16 protein-coding genes, 1 tRNA gene and 1 pseudogene are annotated in these 15,922 nt (G+C 33.9%); 13 read left to right on the top strand and 5 right to left on the bottom strand.

The window, feature by feature from the left end; genetic code table 11:
- The first annotated feature begins 36 nt into the window (after positions 1–36).
- From K5I29_RS10870 to gltX, 3 genes are all read left to right on the top strand, one after another.
- On the top strand, positions 37–1,632 hold the full coding sequence (locus K5I29_RS10870; protein ID WP_264433285.1) for a C45 family autoproteolytic acyltransferase/hydolase: 1,596 nt from the start codon (positions 37–39) through the stop codon (positions 1,630–1,632).
- Positions 1,633–2,922 carry a phenylacetate--CoA ligase family protein gene (locus K5I29_RS10865; RefSeq protein ID WP_264433283.1) on the top strand — a complete coding sequence of 430 codons (1,290 nt, stop codon included), beginning with the start codon at positions 1,633–1,635 and terminating at the stop codon, positions 2,920–2,922. It begins immediately after the preceding gene.
- Positions 2,923–2,986: 64 nt separating this feature from the next.
- Positions 2,987–4,495: a glutamate--tRNA ligase gene (gltX, locus tag K5I29_RS10860; RefSeq protein WP_264433281.1), complete on the top strand. Its 1,509-nt coding sequence runs from the start codon at positions 2,987–2,989 to the stop codon at positions 4,493–4,495.
- A 28-nt stretch (positions 4,496–4,523) separates the two neighbouring features.
- Here gltX and K5I29_RS10855 read toward each other — a convergent pair whose 3' ends face one another.
- Entirely contained in the window at positions 4,524–5,189 is a 666-nt protein-coding gene (locus tag K5I29_RS10855; protein WP_264433280.1) for a hypothetical protein, read from the bottom strand.
- Positions 5,190–5,227: 38 nt separating this feature from the next.
- Between K5I29_RS10855 and K5I29_RS10850 the strand changes: the two genes are divergently transcribed.
- Positions 5,228–6,133: an SPFH domain-containing protein gene (locus K5I29_RS10850; RefSeq protein WP_264433278.1), complete on the top strand. Its 906-nt coding sequence runs from the start codon at positions 5,228–5,230 to the stop codon at positions 6,131–6,133.
- A 63-nt stretch (positions 6,134–6,196) separates the two neighbouring features.
- Here the strand turns inward: K5I29_RS10850 and K5I29_RS10845 are convergent, their stop codons facing one another.
- The 3 genes from K5I29_RS10845 to K5I29_RS10835 are packed head-to-tail and all read right to left on the bottom strand — an operon-like array spanning position 6,197 to position 7,155.
- Positions 6,197–6,457 (bottom strand): DUF6327 family protein, encoded by a 261-nt coding sequence (locus tag K5I29_RS10845; RefSeq protein WP_264433276.1) that lies wholly within the window; start codon positions 6,455–6,457, stop codon positions 6,197–6,199.
- A gap of 5 nt (positions 6,458–6,462) precedes the next feature.
- Entirely contained in the window at positions 6,463–6,813 is a 351-nt protein-coding gene (locus K5I29_RS10840) for a hypothetical protein (protein WP_264433275.1), read from the bottom strand.
- A 6-nt stretch (positions 6,814–6,819) separates the two neighbouring features.
- Complete coding sequence (locus K5I29_RS10835) at positions 6,820–7,155, bottom strand: YtxH domain-containing protein (RefSeq protein ID WP_264433273.1); 336 nt, start codon at positions 7,153–7,155, stop codon at positions 6,820–6,822.
- A 116-nt stretch (positions 7,156–7,271) separates the two neighbouring features.
- Between K5I29_RS10835 and K5I29_RS10830 the strand changes: the two genes are divergently transcribed.
- The 7 genes and pseudogenes from K5I29_RS10830 to K5I29_RS10800 all read left to right on the top strand — a co-directional run bounded on the left by K5I29_RS10830 (position 7,272) and on the right by K5I29_RS10800 (position 13,411).
- A complete protein-coding gene (locus K5I29_RS10830; protein ID WP_264433272.1) occupies positions 7,272–7,835 on the top strand; it encodes a Crp/Fnr family transcriptional regulator in 564 nt (187 codons plus the stop codon).
- Positions 7,836–7,902: 67 nt separating this feature from the next.
- Positions 7,903–8,228: pseudogene (locus K5I29_RS10825) on the top strand (DMT family transporter).
- Between the two features lie 102 nt (positions 8,229–8,330).
- Positions 8,331–8,609 carry a DUF2089 domain-containing protein gene (locus tag K5I29_RS10820; RefSeq protein ID WP_264433270.1) on the top strand — a complete coding sequence of 93 codons (279 nt, stop codon included), beginning with the start codon at positions 8,331–8,333 and terminating at the stop codon, positions 8,607–8,609.
- Entirely contained in the window at positions 8,606–9,181 is a 576-nt protein-coding gene (locus K5I29_RS10815) for a hypothetical protein (protein WP_264433269.1), read from the top strand. The genes K5I29_RS10820 and K5I29_RS10815 overlap by 4 nt, the downstream gene beginning before the upstream one ends.
- A gap of 2 nt (positions 9,182–9,183) precedes the next feature.
- Positions 9,184–10,557 carry an alpha/beta hydrolase family protein gene (locus K5I29_RS10810; RefSeq protein WP_264433267.1) on the top strand — a complete coding sequence of 458 codons (1,374 nt, stop codon included), beginning with the start codon at positions 9,184–9,186 and terminating at the stop codon, positions 10,555–10,557.
- A 102-nt stretch (positions 10,558–10,659) separates the two neighbouring features.
- Positions 10,660–11,661: an META domain-containing protein gene (locus tag K5I29_RS10805; protein ID WP_264433266.1), complete on the top strand. Its 1,002-nt coding sequence runs from the start codon at positions 10,660–10,662 to the stop codon at positions 11,659–11,661.
- Positions 11,662–11,872: 211 nt separating this feature from the next.
- The gene (locus tag K5I29_RS10800) at positions 11,873–13,411 is read left to right on the top strand and encodes a dicarboxylate/amino acid:cation symporter (RefSeq protein WP_264433264.1); all 1,539 of its coding nucleotides are present in this window, start codon (positions 11,873–11,875) and stop codon (positions 13,409–13,411) included.
- 181 nt (positions 13,412–13,592) lie between these two features.
- Here K5I29_RS10800 and K5I29_RS10795 read toward each other — a convergent pair whose 3' ends face one another.
- Positions 13,593–15,278: a glutamine--tRNA ligase/YqeY domain fusion protein gene (locus tag K5I29_RS10795; protein ID WP_264433262.1), complete on the bottom strand. Its 1,686-nt coding sequence runs from the start codon at positions 15,276–15,278 to the stop codon at positions 13,593–13,595.
- A gap of 118 nt (positions 15,279–15,396) precedes the next feature.
- Between K5I29_RS10795 and folB the strand changes: the two genes are divergently transcribed.
- Together folB and K5I29_RS10785 are read left to right on the top strand one after the other, a co-directional pair.
- Positions 15,397–15,753 carry a dihydroneopterin aldolase gene (gene folB, locus K5I29_RS10790; RefSeq protein WP_264433260.1) on the top strand — a complete coding sequence of 119 codons (357 nt, stop codon included), beginning with the start codon at positions 15,397–15,399 and terminating at the stop codon, positions 15,751–15,753.
- 76 nt (positions 15,754–15,829) lie between these two features.
- Positions 15,830–15,900: transfer RNA gene (locus tag K5I29_RS10785), tRNA-Cys, on the top strand.
- Positions 15,901–15,922: the final 22 nt, after the last annotated feature.

The following is a 15,922-nucleotide window of genomic DNA, read 5'->3' as shown; positions in this document are numbered from 1 at the left end:
CGTTTTGGGTTTATTTGCATGTTTGCAAATAACAAGTTGCGGGTAAAAAAATCGTTAACGTTTACTCCCGATTTACAGCCAATTGCTTTAAATCAGCCTTTGCAAGTAGAAACGGATAGCTTTAAAAAGGTTCAGCATCATTTTCTGCAAAAAAATAAATACAACAATTGGGAATTAATGGTAAGCGGTTCGCCTGAAGAAATAGGATATTATACCGGATTGCTAACTCAAGATTTATATCAGTTTCAAGAAAAATCTTTTTTTGATAATATAGAAACAAACATTCCATCTAAATTCAAACAAAAATTATTAATTAAGTTTTTACGTTGGTACAACCGTGATATGCATTTGCATATCACAGATTCGCATTTGCGCGAAATTTATATGTTGTCGCAATTCTCCTCAGATTCGTACAATTGGGTAGCTCCTAAGTTCCAACGTGCATTATATTTGCACGGTGCGCACGATATTGGGCATGCCATGCAAGATTTGGCTTTGGTTGGCTGTTCTTCCTTAGCTGTTTGGGGTGCAAATACAACCGATGGTGATGTATTAATTGGGCGTAATTTTGATTTTTATGCGGGCGATGCCTTTGCTCAAAACAAAATGGTGCAATTTGTAAATCCTGATCAAGGTTTTGCCTTTGCATCAATTTCTTGGCCCGGAATGGTTGGTGTTGTTTCTGGAATGAACGTTAAAGGCATTTCGGTAAGTTTAAACGCAGCCAAATCGGATATTCCGTTAAAAGCAAAAACGCCTGTTTCTATGGTTGCGCGACAAATTTTAGAACAAGCTGAAAATATTGAGCAAGCCATTACCATTGCTAAAAGCAAAGAAGTTTTTGTGTCAGAAAGTTTGCTGATTGGATCGGCTGCCGACAATAAAGCGGTGGTTATTGAAATGTCGCCCAATAAGTTTGATGTTTACGAACCCAATCAAGATTTTTTAATTTGCACCAATCATTTTCAGTCCGAAACGTACACGGCCGATGATCGAAATCAAGAACATGTAGCAAACAGCCACACGCAATATCGTTTTGAGGTAATTGAAGAAAACTTTGAAAAGCAAACCGTTTGGAATCCTGAAAACCTGACCGAAATGCTGCGTTCTACCCAAGGTTTAAATAATGAATTTATTGGGTTAGGAAACGAAAAAGCTTTAAACCAATTAATGGCACATCATGCTGTGCTTTTCGAGCCAAATAAGCTTAAAATGTGGGTTTCATCTTCCCCATATCAATTAGGTGCAATGGTTTGTTATGATTTAAACCAAATTTTTAATGCATCGCATTCAAATGCTGTTTTGTTTGATGATGCAGTAACTATTCCAGCCGATTCAAGCTTTATCGCTCAAAAACATCCTACCTATTTGGCGTATAAAAACATAAAAAAAGAAATTGAAACCGATTTAAAACAAAACGTTTTTATTTCTGAAGAAAAAATACAGCAATTAATTCGGCTAAATCCCGACCTTTGGCAAGCATATGATATTGCCGGACGTGTGTTTAACCAACAAAAAATGTACAAACAAGCGCACGCAGCTTTTACCCAAGCTTTAGCTTGTGAAATTCCTTATCAAACGGATAAGGACCGCATCAAAAAAGCAATTAAAAAATTAAACAAAAAGTTATAAATGTCAGTTCAAAACCATTATTTACCAGCAAATAGCATTCAGGAATTGCAAGAAGCTAAACTGCAAGAACAATTACTTTTTGTTGCTAAAAATTCCCCTTTTTACAGCCGTTTATTTGCGGCTCATGGTATTGATGTAAGCACCATTAAAATCTTACAAGATTTACAAAAATTACCCACAACCAGCAAAAACGATATTCAAACCTATAATGACGATTTTTTTTGTGTGCCACAACACGAAATTCGCGATTATGCTACAACATCCGGAACTTTAGGTTCGCCAGTAACTTTTGGTTTAACCGATACAGATTTAGATCGTTTGGCGTTTAATGAAATGACATCGTTTCAAATTGCTGGAGTACAACCGGGCGATGTGGTGCAATTAATGACCACAATTGACCGTCGTTTTATGGCCGGATTGGCTTATTTTTTAGGCTTACGCGAATTAAAATGTGGCGTAATCCGAATAGGATCTGGTATTCCGCAAATGCAATGGGATAGCATTTTTAAATACAAACCGAAGTTTTTAATTGGCGTACCTTCTTTCTTGTTAAAGATGATTGATTTTGCCGAAAAAAATAACATTCCTTATCAAGAATCAAGCGTTCAAGCTGTTGTTTGTATTGGCGAAGCGTTACGAACAGCTGATTTACAACCAACCATTTTAGCTCAAAAAATTGCTGAGAAATGGAATGTAAAATTACATTCTACCTATGCATCAACCGAAATGGGAGCAGCTTTTACCGAATGCGATCATTTTATGGGCGGTCACGTAATTCCAGAATTAATTATAACCGAAATTTTAGACGAAAATGATCAGGTAGTTCCCGATGGAGAAAGCGGTGAATTGGTGGTTACAACATTAGGCGTGCAAGGCATTCCGTTAGTTCGTTTTAAAACTGGTGATGTAGTTCGTAAACATGCTGAAGTTTGTAAATGCGGAAGAACAACCTATCGTATTGGTCCGGTAGAAGGTAGAAAGCAGCAAATGGTAAAATACAAAGGTACAACCTTGTATCCGCCTGCCATGCACGATGCGTTAGCATATTTTGATAACATCGAGCATCATGTTATAGAAATTTGGCACAACGAATTAGGTACCGACGAGATTGTTATAAAAATTGCATTTAAGGCTGATGCCGAAGCCGATGTTGATGCAATTAAAGATCATTTTAGAGCCAAATTGCGTGTAACGCCAAAAGTTGAGGTTGCAACTGCCGAAGCTTTACAAAAAATAATATTTAACCCATTAAGCCGTAAACCAATTGTTTTAATTGATAAAAGAGCTTAATATTTTACAATATTTTAATTTATTATAACCTAAGGATAATTGTATCTTTGTAAAAAAAAATAAAATGTCACAAGAAGTTCGCGTGCGTTTTGCACCAAGTCCTACAGGACCTTTGCATATCGGTGGGGTTAGAACCGCTTTATTCAATTACTTATTCGCTAAAAAACATAACGGAACTTTTTATATTCGTATTGAAGATACAGATCAAAATAGATTTGTTCCGGGAGCAGAAGATTATATTTTTGAAGCTTTAGCTTGGTTGGGTATTTCTCCCGACGAAACTATCGGAAAAAACGAAAAATATGGTCCTTACCGTCAATCCGATCGTAAACATTTATATAAAGATTATGCCATGCAGTTGGTACACAACGGCTGGGCATATTATGCGTTTGATTCGTCTGAAGAATTAGATGAATTGCGCAAAGCTTTTGAAAGCAACGGAAAAACATTTATTTACAACCATTCTACGCGTAACGAACTTAAAACGTCGTTAAACATGACGCAACAAGAAGTTGAAGCGCGTTTGTACAACGGCGATAATTACGTAATTCGCTTTAAAACACCAATCGACGAAACCTTAGTTTTACAAGATATTATTCGTGGAGAAGTTAAGTTTGAAACTTCTTTGTTAGATGATAAAGTGCTGTACAAATCAGACGGCATGCCAACGTACCATTTAGCAAATATTGTTGATGACCATTTACAAGGTACCACACATGTAATTCGTGGGGAAGAATGGTTACCATCTTTACCATTGCATTATATGTTATACCGCGCTTTTGATTGGCAAGCTCCAGAATTTGCGCATTTACCGTTAATTTTAAAACCGGTAGGTAATGGTAAATTATCAAAACGTGATGGAGATAAATTAGGATTCCCAGTTTTCCCATTGCAATGGACTGCAGAAAACGGAGAAACTTCTAGCGGTTACCGCGAAAAAGGATATTTTCCAGAAGCAGTTGTAAACTTCTTAGCCTTATTAGGATGGAATGATGGAACCGAACAAGAAATTTTTTCGATGCAAGAATTAATTGAAAAGTTCGATTTAAAACGTGTAAACAAATCCGGAGCTAAGTTTGATCCAGAAAAAAACAAATGGTTTAACCACCAAATTTTGATGGCTAAAACAGATGCTGAATTGGCTTCGTTGTTTGAATCTGATTTAATTGATCGTGGTTTTACTGAGCCAATCGAAAAAATTACTCGTATTGTAACTTTGGTAAAAGATAGAGCCAACTTTACAACCGAATTTTTTGATTTAGCCGATTATTTCTTTGTAGCACCTACTCAATACGATGCTAAGGCATTAAAAAACTGGAAAGAAGAAACTCCTGAATTAATGAAGCAATTAATTGCTGTATTAAATGAGATTGAAGATTTTTCTTCAGAAAATATTGAAAACACAGTTAAACAATGGCTAACGGTTAACGAAATTGGAATGGGTAAAGTAATGCAGCCTTTCCGTTTAAGTTTAGTTGGCGAAATGAAAGGACCACATCTTTTTGATATCGTTGAGGTTCTTGGTAAACCAGAAACAATTGCTCGTATTACGAAAGCAATAGAAACTATATAATTAAAAAGGCGCTTATTAAGCGCCTTTTTTATAAATTAATTTGTAAAACACAGCTTAAAACACCGGTTCTTCCGGTAAATTTTTGGTTATTATTTCTTCTAACCAAATCATCATCCTTATTCAGTTTACTAAAAAAATTATTTACACCCAAGGTATAATTTATGTTTGCCCGAATGCTATTAATTCCTAAAGTTGCACCAACATAAACTAAACCGTTAATGGGCGTAACTTTTATTACATCTTTAGTAGTAAGCGCTGTGCCGTTTATAACATTGTTTTCTACACCTCTTTTGAGTGCCAAATTATTATTAATTTGTAAAACCGGACCAATATCTATCGATATATGTTTAGGTACCAGTACATAACTCATTAAAATGTTTACATGAGCCCCTCGGTTGGTAAAAATAACTTCTTGTGCTTCGCCATTTACCGAGGTTGTTGCAACCCCAAAATTAGATTCATAAAACCGAATACCATAAATTCCGCTCCAATAATTATGAATGTTACCTCTAATTTGTGCCCCAGCCGTCCATCCCATTTTATCCTGAGTTTGTAAGCAGCTCGAAAAAACATGTGTAAAATTTGGGCCAGCAATTAGCCCAATTCTGTTTCCTCCTCGCCAAGCATTTTGAGAAAAAACCATAATTGGTGCAAAACTGCATATTAACACTGCAATTGTTTTGATTTTTTTCATGAAATGACTATATTTAAGAATTAATTAACAATTAAGTTATGGGACCAATTTATTTACTAATCGCTGTTGTAGTGATTTTATTTTTAGCACTGTTTACTGTAAAACAACAAAGTGCTGTTATTGTTGAACGCTTCGGAAAGTTCAATTCTATTAGACAATCTGGTTTACAATTTAAAATACCATTAATAGATAAATTAGCAGGTCGAGTAAATCTTAGAATTCAACAATTGGATGTTATTATAGAAACTAAAACCAAAGACAATGTTTTTGTTAAAATGAAAGTTTCTGTACAATATAAAGTGGTTCAAGATCGCGTTTACGAAGCCTTTTATAAGCTTGAATATCCTGAAGACCAAATAACATCTTATGTTTTTGACGTGGTTAGAGCTGAGGTGCCTAAATTAAAATTAGACGATGTTTTTGAACGTAAAGATGATATTGCAATTGCTGTAAAAAGAGAATTAAATGATGCTATGGTAACGTATGGTTACGACATTATTAATACCTTAATTACAGATATTGACCCAGATATACAGGTTAAGAATGCGATGAATCGTATTAATGCTGCGGATAGAGAAAAAACAGCGGCAGAATATGAGGCGGAGGCAGAACGTATAAGAATTGTTGCTAAAGCTAAAGCTGAGGCAGAATCTAAGCGTTTGCAAGGGCAAGGTATTGCAGATCAAAGACGAGAAATTGCTCGTGGTTTAGTTGAATCTGTTGAAACGTTAAACAATGTAGGTATTAATTCGCAAGAAGCTTCTGCTCTTATTGTAGTAACACAGCATTATGATACTTTACAATCGGTTGGAGGGCAAAACAATTCAAACTTAATATTGTTGCCTAATTCACCACAGGCAGGCTCTGATATGTTAAATAACATGGTGGCTTCTTTCACGGCATCCAATCAAATTGGAGAATCAATGAAAAATATGAAAAAATAAAAAAACGTCCTTTTTAAAAGGACGTTTTTTTTATCAGTTATTTTGAAAATAAGATATAAACCGTTATTTTTTTAACCAACGTATTAACATCCTTACCGCATAGCTTGCAGCTAATGTTTTAAATTTATTTGAATCGTAAAAGTTGGCTACGCCATCTATCATTGACCTGACAACATTGAATGGTGCTAAGGTTTTTTTAATTCCAATTTGGGTATCTTCAGCACTTTCTGCAATCTTAGATAGTGCTATTTTTCTTTCTAAACTTAAAATTTCTAAGTCCAGATTAATTTCTGCAAAGCTGCTATATTCTTTTTTTGAGGCCATAATACTTAATCTTTATAAAATATTTCGGACAAAGCTTTAATTATAGGTTTTTCAAACAGTTTACTTCCGTAAAAGTATAAAAACATAATAACCACCAAATAGAATACGCCTACAATAACAAATCCGATAGCGTAATTGGTAAAACATTGACCAATAGCGTAAGCTGCGGCAAATGATAACAATAGCAAAGATAAAAGGCCGAACAAACTAAGCACAATACATTTAAACAGCAAAATAGCAGCTTTTGCGGTTATTTTAAACCCTAGTAACGAATAATATTCAACACTAGCGTCAAGGTATTGTTTTGAGTTTTCTTTTAAATCAGCAATGTTTTCTTTTATCTCTTCAAATGCCATACGTTTTTATTTTGGTAAACTTTTAGATTTAAGCTCTTTTAATTCGTTTAATTTTTTTTCTAATGCAGCAATTACATCATCTTTTTTATGATCTGCTTTTTCAATTAATGCATTAAATTTTTCTTCAAAAACGACTTCTTTTTCCTTTTTTTCTTTTAGTGCTTTACGTTTTAACGATTTAAATTTTTTCTTTAATTCGTCCGCTTCGTTTTCAACTTCGTCTTTAATTCTTTTTCGTGTAATCGAACCTTTTTCAGGTGCAAATAACACACCAACTAAAGCTCCAACACCAACTCCCGCTAAAATAGCGATTAATCCATTACTTAAGTTTTTATTAGCCATAATTATTTATTTTTGATTATTAATTACTTTTATAAACTTTATATTTACCGCCTTTAGTATGTTAATTATATAATTAACATTTTTTTATGCTATTTCGGGTAATAAAACTTAAAAAGATGCTAAAAACTGATTTTATAAATAGAATTTACCCGCTTCCGCCATCAGCAATGCAAAAGCTTGTTGCAATTGCTGAGCCTATAAACTTTAATAAAGGCGCTGTGATTTTTGAAGAATCTAAAGCTGAAAAATTTTTGTACATCATCCAATCGGGTGTGGCACGCGCGTACAAAATGCACGAAGGTTCAGAAATCACTTTTTGGTTCGGCCTAGAGGGCGATAGCATTATTTCTATAAAAAACTATGTTCAAGGTACGAAAAGTTATGAAACTATTGAAGCTTTAGAGCCAATTTTAGCTTATAAAATAAATACCGATGCGTTAAAAAAGTTGTTTGAAACCGATATTTATATTGCCAATTGGGGCCGTTGTTATGCGGAAAATGAAATGCTAAAAACAGAAGAACGGTTAATTTCTCGTCAATTTAAATCGGCTACCGAGCGGTATTTAGAGTTGCTTACTACCCAGCCCGAAATTATAAAACGGGTTGCGCTTCGTCATATCGCTTCTTATTTAGGCATTACACAGGTAAGTTTAAGCAGAATTCGATCGGAATTAAAGTAAATTATTTATCATATGTAAAATAAATAGTCCAAATTGTTTCAGACCTTTGCCGTATAAATTTTTATAGATGAACTGGATAATACTTATCATTGCAGGGCTTTTTGAAGTAGGTTTTGCATCTTGTTTAGGAAAAGCGAAAGAAACCTCTGGTACGGAAATGTACATGTGGTACGCGGCTTTTTTGTTTGTTTAACTATTAGCATGGTTTTGCTTATGAAAGCTACTCAAACCTTACCCATTGGAACAGCTTATGCCATTTGGACCGGAATTGGTGCGGTAGGTACGGTATTAATGGGCATTATATTTTTTAATGAGCCAGCTAGCTTTTGGAGAATTTTCTTTTTAACAACTTTAATCAGCTCGATTGTTGGGTTAAAGTTTGTTGCCAATTAATACAATTTTCTTTACCAAATAAAAAAAGCACCTTAAAAGGTGCTTTTTTTATTTTCAATTGTAAATAATATTTATATTTGCTTGAATAATATTAATTTATTTATGAATAATATTAAACTTCCTAATCAATGTCCTGCTTGTAACGAACCTTTGGTTGTTACCCAGCTAAGCTGTAATGCCTGCCAAACTACTATAAACGGAAGTTTTGTTTTACCTCAGTTTTTAAAGTTAAACGTTGCAGAGCAAAACTTTGTTATGCAATTTTTTTTAAATAGCGGTAGTTTAAAAGAAATGGCAAAGCAGCTTCATGTAAGTTATCCTACGGTACGAAATCAGTTAGACGATATTATTTCTAAACTTACTAATACAACATCCAAATGATAAAAAAAATTCTTAATCCAGTAAAATACATGCAAGACAAACGTTTGTTGTTGCTTAATGTTTTTGTGTTTTGTTTGGGTACCTTTTTAGCTATGTTTTGTTGGGTTCGGTTTGATGGGGTTTTAGATTTACATTTTTTAAGCGATTATAATCCGGCCGTTACTTTGGCAGATAATGTTACCAATTGTATTATTTTAAGTTTGATGCTTTTTGGGTTGGGCAAAATAATAAATTCCAAAACCCGATTAATAGATTGTTTAAATACCGCTTTTTATTCGCGCATTCCGTTTTACTTGTTGTGCTTAACCAATTTAGGAGGCAATATGAGCCGTTTTTCGCAACAATTGTTACAAAATATTTCGGCTACTACCCTGCATTTAACAACCAAACAATACATTTATTTAGGCGTTATTTCTGTTGTTTCTTTATTGGCTTTGGTGTTAAGCATAAGTTTGTTGTTTAACGGTTTTAAAGTTGCCACGCATGCTAAAAAAAATAAACATTATGTGTTTTTTGGACTAGCTATTATATTGGCCGAAATCCTTTCAACCTTAATTTTAAAAAATTTATAATCATGAAAAAATACATGCTGTTTTTTGCTCTTGCAGTTCCATTTTGTTCTTTATTGGCACAAAATTTTCAAGGAACTTGGACGGGCGATTTACAAGTTCCAGGAACTACATTACCAATTGTTTTTCATTTAAAACAAGATGCGGATAAATGGTTAGGCACAATGGATAGCCCCAATCAAAATGCTTTTGGTATTCCTATTCAAAGTGTTTCTGTAAAAGGAGATAGCCTTTTTATTGAAGAAAAAAAGATGCTAATGCAGTACAAAGGTGTTTTAAAAAACAATCAAATTACGGGCAAGTTTATTCAAAGTAACTTTTCGTTTGATTTAGTTTTACAAAAATCAGAACAAACGGTTAATGCACCTTTGCGCCCTCAAACGCCGCAACCGCCATTTGCATATCAGGTTCAAGAGCTACAAATTACCAATCCGGACGAAGATGTAGTTTTATCAGGCACGTTAACGGTACCTTTCAACAAAAAATATCCTTCTTTAGTAATTTTAATTTCGGGTAGCGGTCCGCAAGATCGTGACGAAACTATTTTTAATCACAAACCATTTGCTGTAATTGCCGATTATTTAACTAAACAAGGTTATGCTGTTTTTAGATATGATGATCGAGGTACGGCAGCATCAACCGGAAATTTTACAGCAGCAACTTCGTTTAACTTTGCTAGCGATGCCAATGCAGTAGTTAATGCGCTTTATAAACGCAAAGATATTAATGCAAAAAAAATAGGATTGCTAGGGCACAGCGAAGGCGGACTTATTGCTGGAATTGTTGCTGCAGAAAATCCCAAAGTTAAATTTATTATTTCTATGGCAGGCCCTGGCGTTTCTGGACAAGAAATTTTAATGGAACAAACTTATTTAGTTGGTAAAGGTGCTGGTTTGCCAGAAACAACCTTACAAAAAAATAAAGCTATTAATGCAGAATTATATAAAACGATTATTGCTCAAGATTGGACTGATTTTAATACCAGTGCAGTAGTTGTTGCAGAGCAGTTTAAAACCATTAATCCAAGTGCAGCATCAGCCAGCACAACCGAAATAATAAACAATATAATTCCTAAAAATGCCCAATGGTTTAAAACGTTTTTATTAACTGACCCCGCTTTTTATTACAGCCAATTAAATATTCCGGTTTTGGCTATAAATGGTGAAAATGATATTCAGGTAAGCCATGCTCAAAACTTACCGGCTTTACAAGCAACATTTAAAAATAAAAAAAGTACCGTTAAAAGTTTTCCGCATTTAAATCATTTGTTTCAAACCAGTAAAACACAAACCGTTCAGGAATACAACGATTTAGAAGAAACAATTTCACCAGTTGTTTTGCAAGAAATTGCAAATTGGTTAAAAATTAACAAGCTGTAACATACTAATTTCATTAAAAATTAAGTTTATTTAGCAACTTGGCTAAAAAATAGCACGGTATTTGTTTTGCAATAAAGCAAGTAACTATTAACAAAATATAAAATGAGAAAAATTAAATCGTTTGGAGTTCTAGTTTTTACATTAGTTTCATTTATGTCGTTTGCACAAAAAACTAAAAATGTAAAAATAGAAATTAAGCCTTATTTGGTAGCTTGTTCAGAACAAGCGTTAACGCCAACTTGTTTACAAGCTAAAGTTTCAGGTACTAACGGATGGCAACCTTTAAATAATGCTATTGCAGGTTTTGAGTATGAAAAAGGTTACAATTATAAATTAAAAGCAGTTCGCACTGAAACATCACCCGGAACATATACATACGAATTAAAAAAACTTATAAGTAAAAAACAAGCGCCTTTAATGAACGTGTACAACAAAAAATTAATACTTACCAAGCTTAACGGACAAAACGTTAGCGTTTCTGGTGTTTATGCAACGGTAGATCCAACAAATCAAACCATTTACGGTAAAAGCGGATGTAATAATTTTAATGTTTCGTACACAACCGATAAAAAAGGTATTTTAAGCGTGTACAGCAGCATGGGAACTTTAATGGCTTGTGAAGATGCAAAAATGAAATTAGAATTCGAATTTTTATCTGCCTTCCAGAACCAAAAATTTAAAGTTACAGAGGCAAATAACGTAGTAACGTTTACTAACGTAGCAACCAAACAAACCATTGAATTTAAAATTGAAACAGCAAAAGATGTTTGGAGCTTTATTAATGGTAAAGAATGGAAGCTAATTCAGTTAGATAATGTAGGTAAAGATTACGGAAATGCATACATTCAATTTGATGTTGCAGAAAAAAGAATTAGCGGTAATGCAGGTTGTAACCGTATTTTTGGAGGATTTGAAACAGAAGGAAACCAAATATCATTTTCACAAGTTGGTGCAACACGCATGATGTGTTCTGATGGAGATGCCATGCAAACAGAAAGTAAAGTTTTGGCTTACTTAAACGCACCAGGATTATCTTTTGATGTTGCAGACCAAACTTTAAACTTTTATTTAAACAACAAATTAGTCATGATGTTTGCGAAATAAAACATACAAAAAAACCAAGGTAATTAAACCTTGGTTTTTTTTATTTTATTATAAAAAGCATTTTTAACCGTGTTAAAATGCAAGTTTTCTATTTTTTATGACAGAATTAGTAAAAAAACTTATATTTTAGAGCCCCAAAATAAAACCATTTGTAACCTTTTAATTAAGGTGCTTAACAGTAACTTGTACTTACTTAACTTTTTTATAATAAATGAAAAATAACAAACTATTTATTGCAATTATTCTTGCTTTGATTCTGGGCGTTGTTCTAGGAGGATATGTAAATATATTCGGGCGAGGTAAAACGATTAAAATAGACACAGAATCGGTAGCAGGCAATCAATCATTATTAGATAAGGTAACTTATACTACTACAGACGGCAAAACCTTTACGCAGCCAATTTACATTTACGATAATGCAGCAAAATTAGATTCGCTTACTGCGGTTTATGCAAATCAAGATGTGGTTTTGGTTCCAAAAATGGTTGATGCCAAATTTATACCTACAGCAATTAAAGATTCTGATGCGAAGTTAGAATCGGTTCAAAATTCTGACGATGGTCGTTCAACATCAATCAATAATATTTCTTCTTTTTCAAGTAAAATAAAAATATTAGGAACTATTTTCATCCGATTGATTCAGATGATTATTGCACCTTTAGTTTTCTCAACATTGGTAGTTGGTATTGCAAAAATGGACGATATTAAAACGGTTGGCCGTGTTGGTGGTCGTGCATTAGGTTGGTTCCTAACCGCTTCTTTAGTTTCGTTAGTAATTGGTTTAGTTGTTGTAAACATTACAAAACCTGGAGAAGGAATTCATATTGAAATGGATTCGAGCTCGGCTAACGATTTAATTCAGAGCCAAGGAGCGCTAACTTTAGAGCATTTTGTGAATCATATGATTCCTAAATCTGCTTTTGAAGCTTTTGCTACTAACGAAATATTACAAATTGTTGTTTTCTCTATTTTCTTTGGTGTTGCATTAGCAGCTTATGGCAAAGAAGGAGAAATGATTACTAAAGCTTTAGATAAAATTTCGCACGTAGTACTTAAAATGGTAGGTTACATTATGTGGACAGCACCTTTAGGTGTTTTAGGAACAATTTCTGCTGCTGTTGCAACTTACGGCTTTGGTATTTTTGGTTTATACGTAAAATATTTATTAGCCTTTGTTTTAGGTATTTTAATTTTATGGTTGGTACTTTGTTTTGTTGGGTATTTAATTTTAGGTCGTCGTTTGTTCGACTTATTACGCCATATTAAAGAACCTTTATTAATTGCGTTTTCTACAACTTCATCAGAGGCGGTTTTCCCTAAATTGGTAGAAGAATTAGAGAAATTTGGTGCTCAGAAAAAAATTATATCATTTACCCTGCCATTAGGTTATTCGTTTAACTTAGACGGATCGATGATGTACATGACATTTGCAGCCATATTTATCGCTCAAGTTTATGAAGTTCCTTTAGCGTTAGATCAACAAATATTAATGTTATTGGTTTTAATGTTAACATCTAAAGGAGTTGCCGGAGTACCGCGCGCTTCGTTAATTGTTATCGTAGCAACTTGTTCTATGTTTGGTATTCCGCCAGAAGGAATTGCTTTAATTTTACCAATTGACCATTTCTGTGATATGGCACGTTCTATGACAAACGTTTTAGGTAACGCGCTTTCAACTGTTGCAGTTGATAAATGGGAAGGGCACGTTGCTATTGAGCAGGAATTTACAGATTCAAATCAAGATGCATAATTTGCATGTTATATAAATAAAAGGCGGTTTTAAAACCGCCTTTTTTATTGCTTTTAAAGCAGTTTAGCTTGTAGGCGAAACCAAGCAAGACAATAATAATATATAAGCTTAAAAGGATAAAAAAAGGCAGTGAAACATAAGTTTACTGCCTTTTTTAGTATAAATAATAAATAAAAAACAACTATTCTTTACTTTCAATTTTTGCCCACGTATCTCGTAAGCCAACGGTTTTATTAAATACCAATTGATTTGGGGTAGAATCTTTATCTACCGCAAAATAACCCAAACGTTGAAACTGAAACTTATCTCCGTCTTGAGCCGTTTGTAAACTTGGTTCTACATAACCGGTAATTACTTTTAAAGAATCAGGATTAATAAATTCTTTAAAATCTACTTCTTTATTTCCGTCCGGATTTTCGTTTGTAAATAAACGATCGTAAATACGAACTTCAACTTCTAATGCATGTGGAATAGAAACCCAATGAATGGTTCCTTTAACCTTACGTTTAGAAGCTTCTGTACCACTACCTGATCTTGAATCTGGATCGTAAGTAACGTGAATTTCTTTAATATTGCCGTTTTCGTCTTTTACAACGCCTTCTCCTTTAATAATATATGCGTTTTTTAAACGTACTTCTTTACCTAAAGTTAATCGGAAAAACTTGCTGTTTGCATCTTCTAAAAAATCATCACGTTCAATATATAATTCTCTAGAAAACGGAATTTTTCTGAATGTTAATTCTTCAGCTTCCGGGTTATTTTCTGCATCCAACCATTCTTCTTGTCCTTCTGGGTAATTGGTAATTACCAATTTAACCGGATCTAAAACAGCCATTACGCGATCTGTAATTTTATTTAAATCTTCGCGTACGCAAAATTCTAATAAACTTACATCAATTAAGTTGGTACGTTTTGCAATTCCAATGGTTTCTGCAAAGTTACGAATAGCAGCTGGTGTGTAACCACGACGGCGCATGCCTGAAATGGTGCTCATGCGTGGGTCATCCCATCCTTTTACGTGCCCCTCGGTAACTAATTGCAACAATTTACGTTTAGAAACCACCGTGTGCGAAAGGTTACGACGTGCAAATTCACGTTGTTTAGGACGTACTTTATTGTCGTCATAAATTTGGTCTAAAAACCAATCATACAATTCACGGTGCGGTAAAAATTCTAACGTACAGAATGAATGCGAAATTTGTTCAATATAATCCGATTCACCATGTGCCCAGTCGTACATTGGGTAAATTTTCCAATCGTTACCTGTGCGGTGATGCGACGCATTAATGATGCGGTACATAATCGGATCGCGCATTAACATGTTTGGCGATGCCATATCTATTTTTGCACGTAAAATATATTCGCCTTCGGCAAATTCTCCGTTTTTCATTCTTTCGAATAAATCTAAATTTTCTTCGATCGAACGATCGCGGTTTGGTGAATTTACTCCTGCTTGCGTTGGTGTACCTTTTTGTTTGGCAATTTCTTCGGCAGATAAATTATCTACATACGCTTTACCTTTTTTAATTAGTAAAACGGCCCAATCGTATAATTCTTGGAAATAGTCAGAAGCATAAACTTCCTGATCCCATTTGTAACCTAACCATTCTACGTCACGTTTAATCGCATCAACATATTCCTGCTCTTCTTTAGCAGGGTTGGTATCGTCAAAACGTAAATTTACCGGCGCGTTATAATCTTCCCCTAAACCAAAGTTTAAGCAAATAGAAGATGCGTGGCCTAAATGTAAATATCCGTTTGGCTCTGGCGGAAAACGAAAACGTAGTTTATTTGTTGACAAACCATTTTTAATATCCTCTTCAATGATTTGTTCTATAAAATTCAATGATTTTTCTTTTGTCGACATATATATTGAATTAAGACTGCAAATTTACCAAATTTTGTTGATTTATTCTACTTTAAAATCAAGCATTAAAATCTAAATATGTTACCTTTGACCGATTCATTACGCTAAATAGATAAAAATGGGAATTATTCGATTAAAAAACATTCGTGTTTTTGCCTTTCATGGTTGTTTGGTAGAAGAAAGTAAAATAGGTTCTGATTATTCGGTTGATTTAACTATTGAAGCCGATTTTTCTCAATCGTGTGATACCGATGAACTTATTGATACGGTTGATTATGTACATTTAAACAAAATTGTTTGCGAAGAAATGGCTATTCGATCTAAATTGTTAGAACATGTTGCCAAACGCATTAATGTGCGTGTGCTGAAAGAAATTTCTCAGGTTACAAAAACAACGGTCGAAGTTTCTAAAATTAATCCGCCTATTGGTGGTGATGTAGAACAAGTTACTGTAATTTTAGAGCAAACCCGATAATTTTTAGGGCTTTTTTGAAGTTTTAAAGTTTGATATTTAAAAAAACAGTTCTATATTTGCAGTCGAAATAACAAAGGGCATCTTGTCCGAGTGGCTAGGAAGCGGTCTGCAAAACCGTCTACAGCGGTTCGAATCCGCTAGATGCCTCAAAAACCTCCAAAGTAATTTG

The organism is Flavobacterium agricola (genome assembly GCF_025919725.1).
GTDB lineage: Bacteria > Bacteroidota > Bacteroidia > Flavobacteriales > Flavobacteriaceae > Flavobacterium > Flavobacterium agricola.
Note: the sequence above shows the minus strand (reverse complement) of the source record. Positions and strands in the feature narration are given on the sequence as shown.

Excerpts from the sequence above, each read along its gene's own strand:
- K5I29_RS10820 (WP_264433270.1), top strand. The coding sequence starts at position 8,331 with ATGAATAATATTAAACTTCCTAATCAATGTCCTGCTTGTAACGAACCT.
- K5I29_RS10865 (WP_264433283.1), top strand. The coding sequence starts at position 1,633 with ATGTCAGTTCAAAACCATTATTTACCAGCAAATAGCATTCAGGAATTG.
- K5I29_RS10835 (WP_264433273.1), bottom strand. The coding sequence starts at position 7,155 with ATGGCTAATAAAAACTTAAGTAATGGATTAATCGCTATTTTAGCGGGA.
- K5I29_RS10830 (WP_264433272.1), top strand. The coding sequence starts at position 7,272 with ATGCTAAAAACTGATTTTATAAATAGAATTTACCCGCTTCCGCCATCA.
- gltX (WP_264433281.1), top strand. The coding sequence starts at position 2,987 with ATGTCACAAGAAGTTCGCGTGCGTTTTGCACCAAGTCCTACAGGACCT.
- K5I29_RS10800 (WP_264433264.1), top strand. The coding sequence starts at position 11,873 with ATGAAAAATAACAAACTATTTATTGCAATTATTCTTGCTTTGATTCTG.
- K5I29_RS10850 (WP_264433278.1), top strand. The coding sequence starts at position 5,228 with ATGGGACCAATTTATTTACTAATCGCTGTTGTAGTGATTTTATTTTTA.
- K5I29_RS10840 (WP_264433275.1), bottom strand. The coding sequence starts at position 6,813 with ATGGCATTTGAAGAGATAAAAGAAAACATTGCTGATTTAAAAGAAAAC.
- K5I29_RS10795 (WP_264433262.1), bottom strand. The coding sequence starts at position 15,278 with ATGTCGACAAAAGAAAAATCATTGAATTTTATAGAACAAATCATTGAA.
- K5I29_RS10845 (WP_264433276.1), bottom strand. The coding sequence starts at position 6,457 with ATGGCCTCAAAAAAAGAATATAGCAGCTTTGCAGAAATTAATCTGGAC.
- K5I29_RS10810 (WP_264433267.1), top strand. The coding sequence starts at position 9,184 with ATGAAAAAATACATGCTGTTTTTTGCTCTTGCAGTTCCATTTTGTTCT.
- K5I29_RS10855 (WP_264433280.1), bottom strand. The coding sequence starts at position 5,189 with ATGAAAAAAATCAAAACAATTGCAGTGTTAATATGCAGTTTTGCACCA.
- K5I29_RS10805 (WP_264433266.1), top strand. The coding sequence starts at position 10,660 with ATGAGAAAAATTAAATCGTTTGGAGTTCTAGTTTTTACATTAGTTTCA.
- folB (WP_264433260.1), top strand. The coding sequence starts at position 15,397 with ATGGGAATTATTCGATTAAAAAACATTCGTGTTTTTGCCTTTCATGGT.
- K5I29_RS10815 (WP_264433269.1), top strand. The coding sequence starts at position 8,606 with ATGATAAAAAAAATTCTTAATCCAGTAAAATACATGCAAGACAAACGT.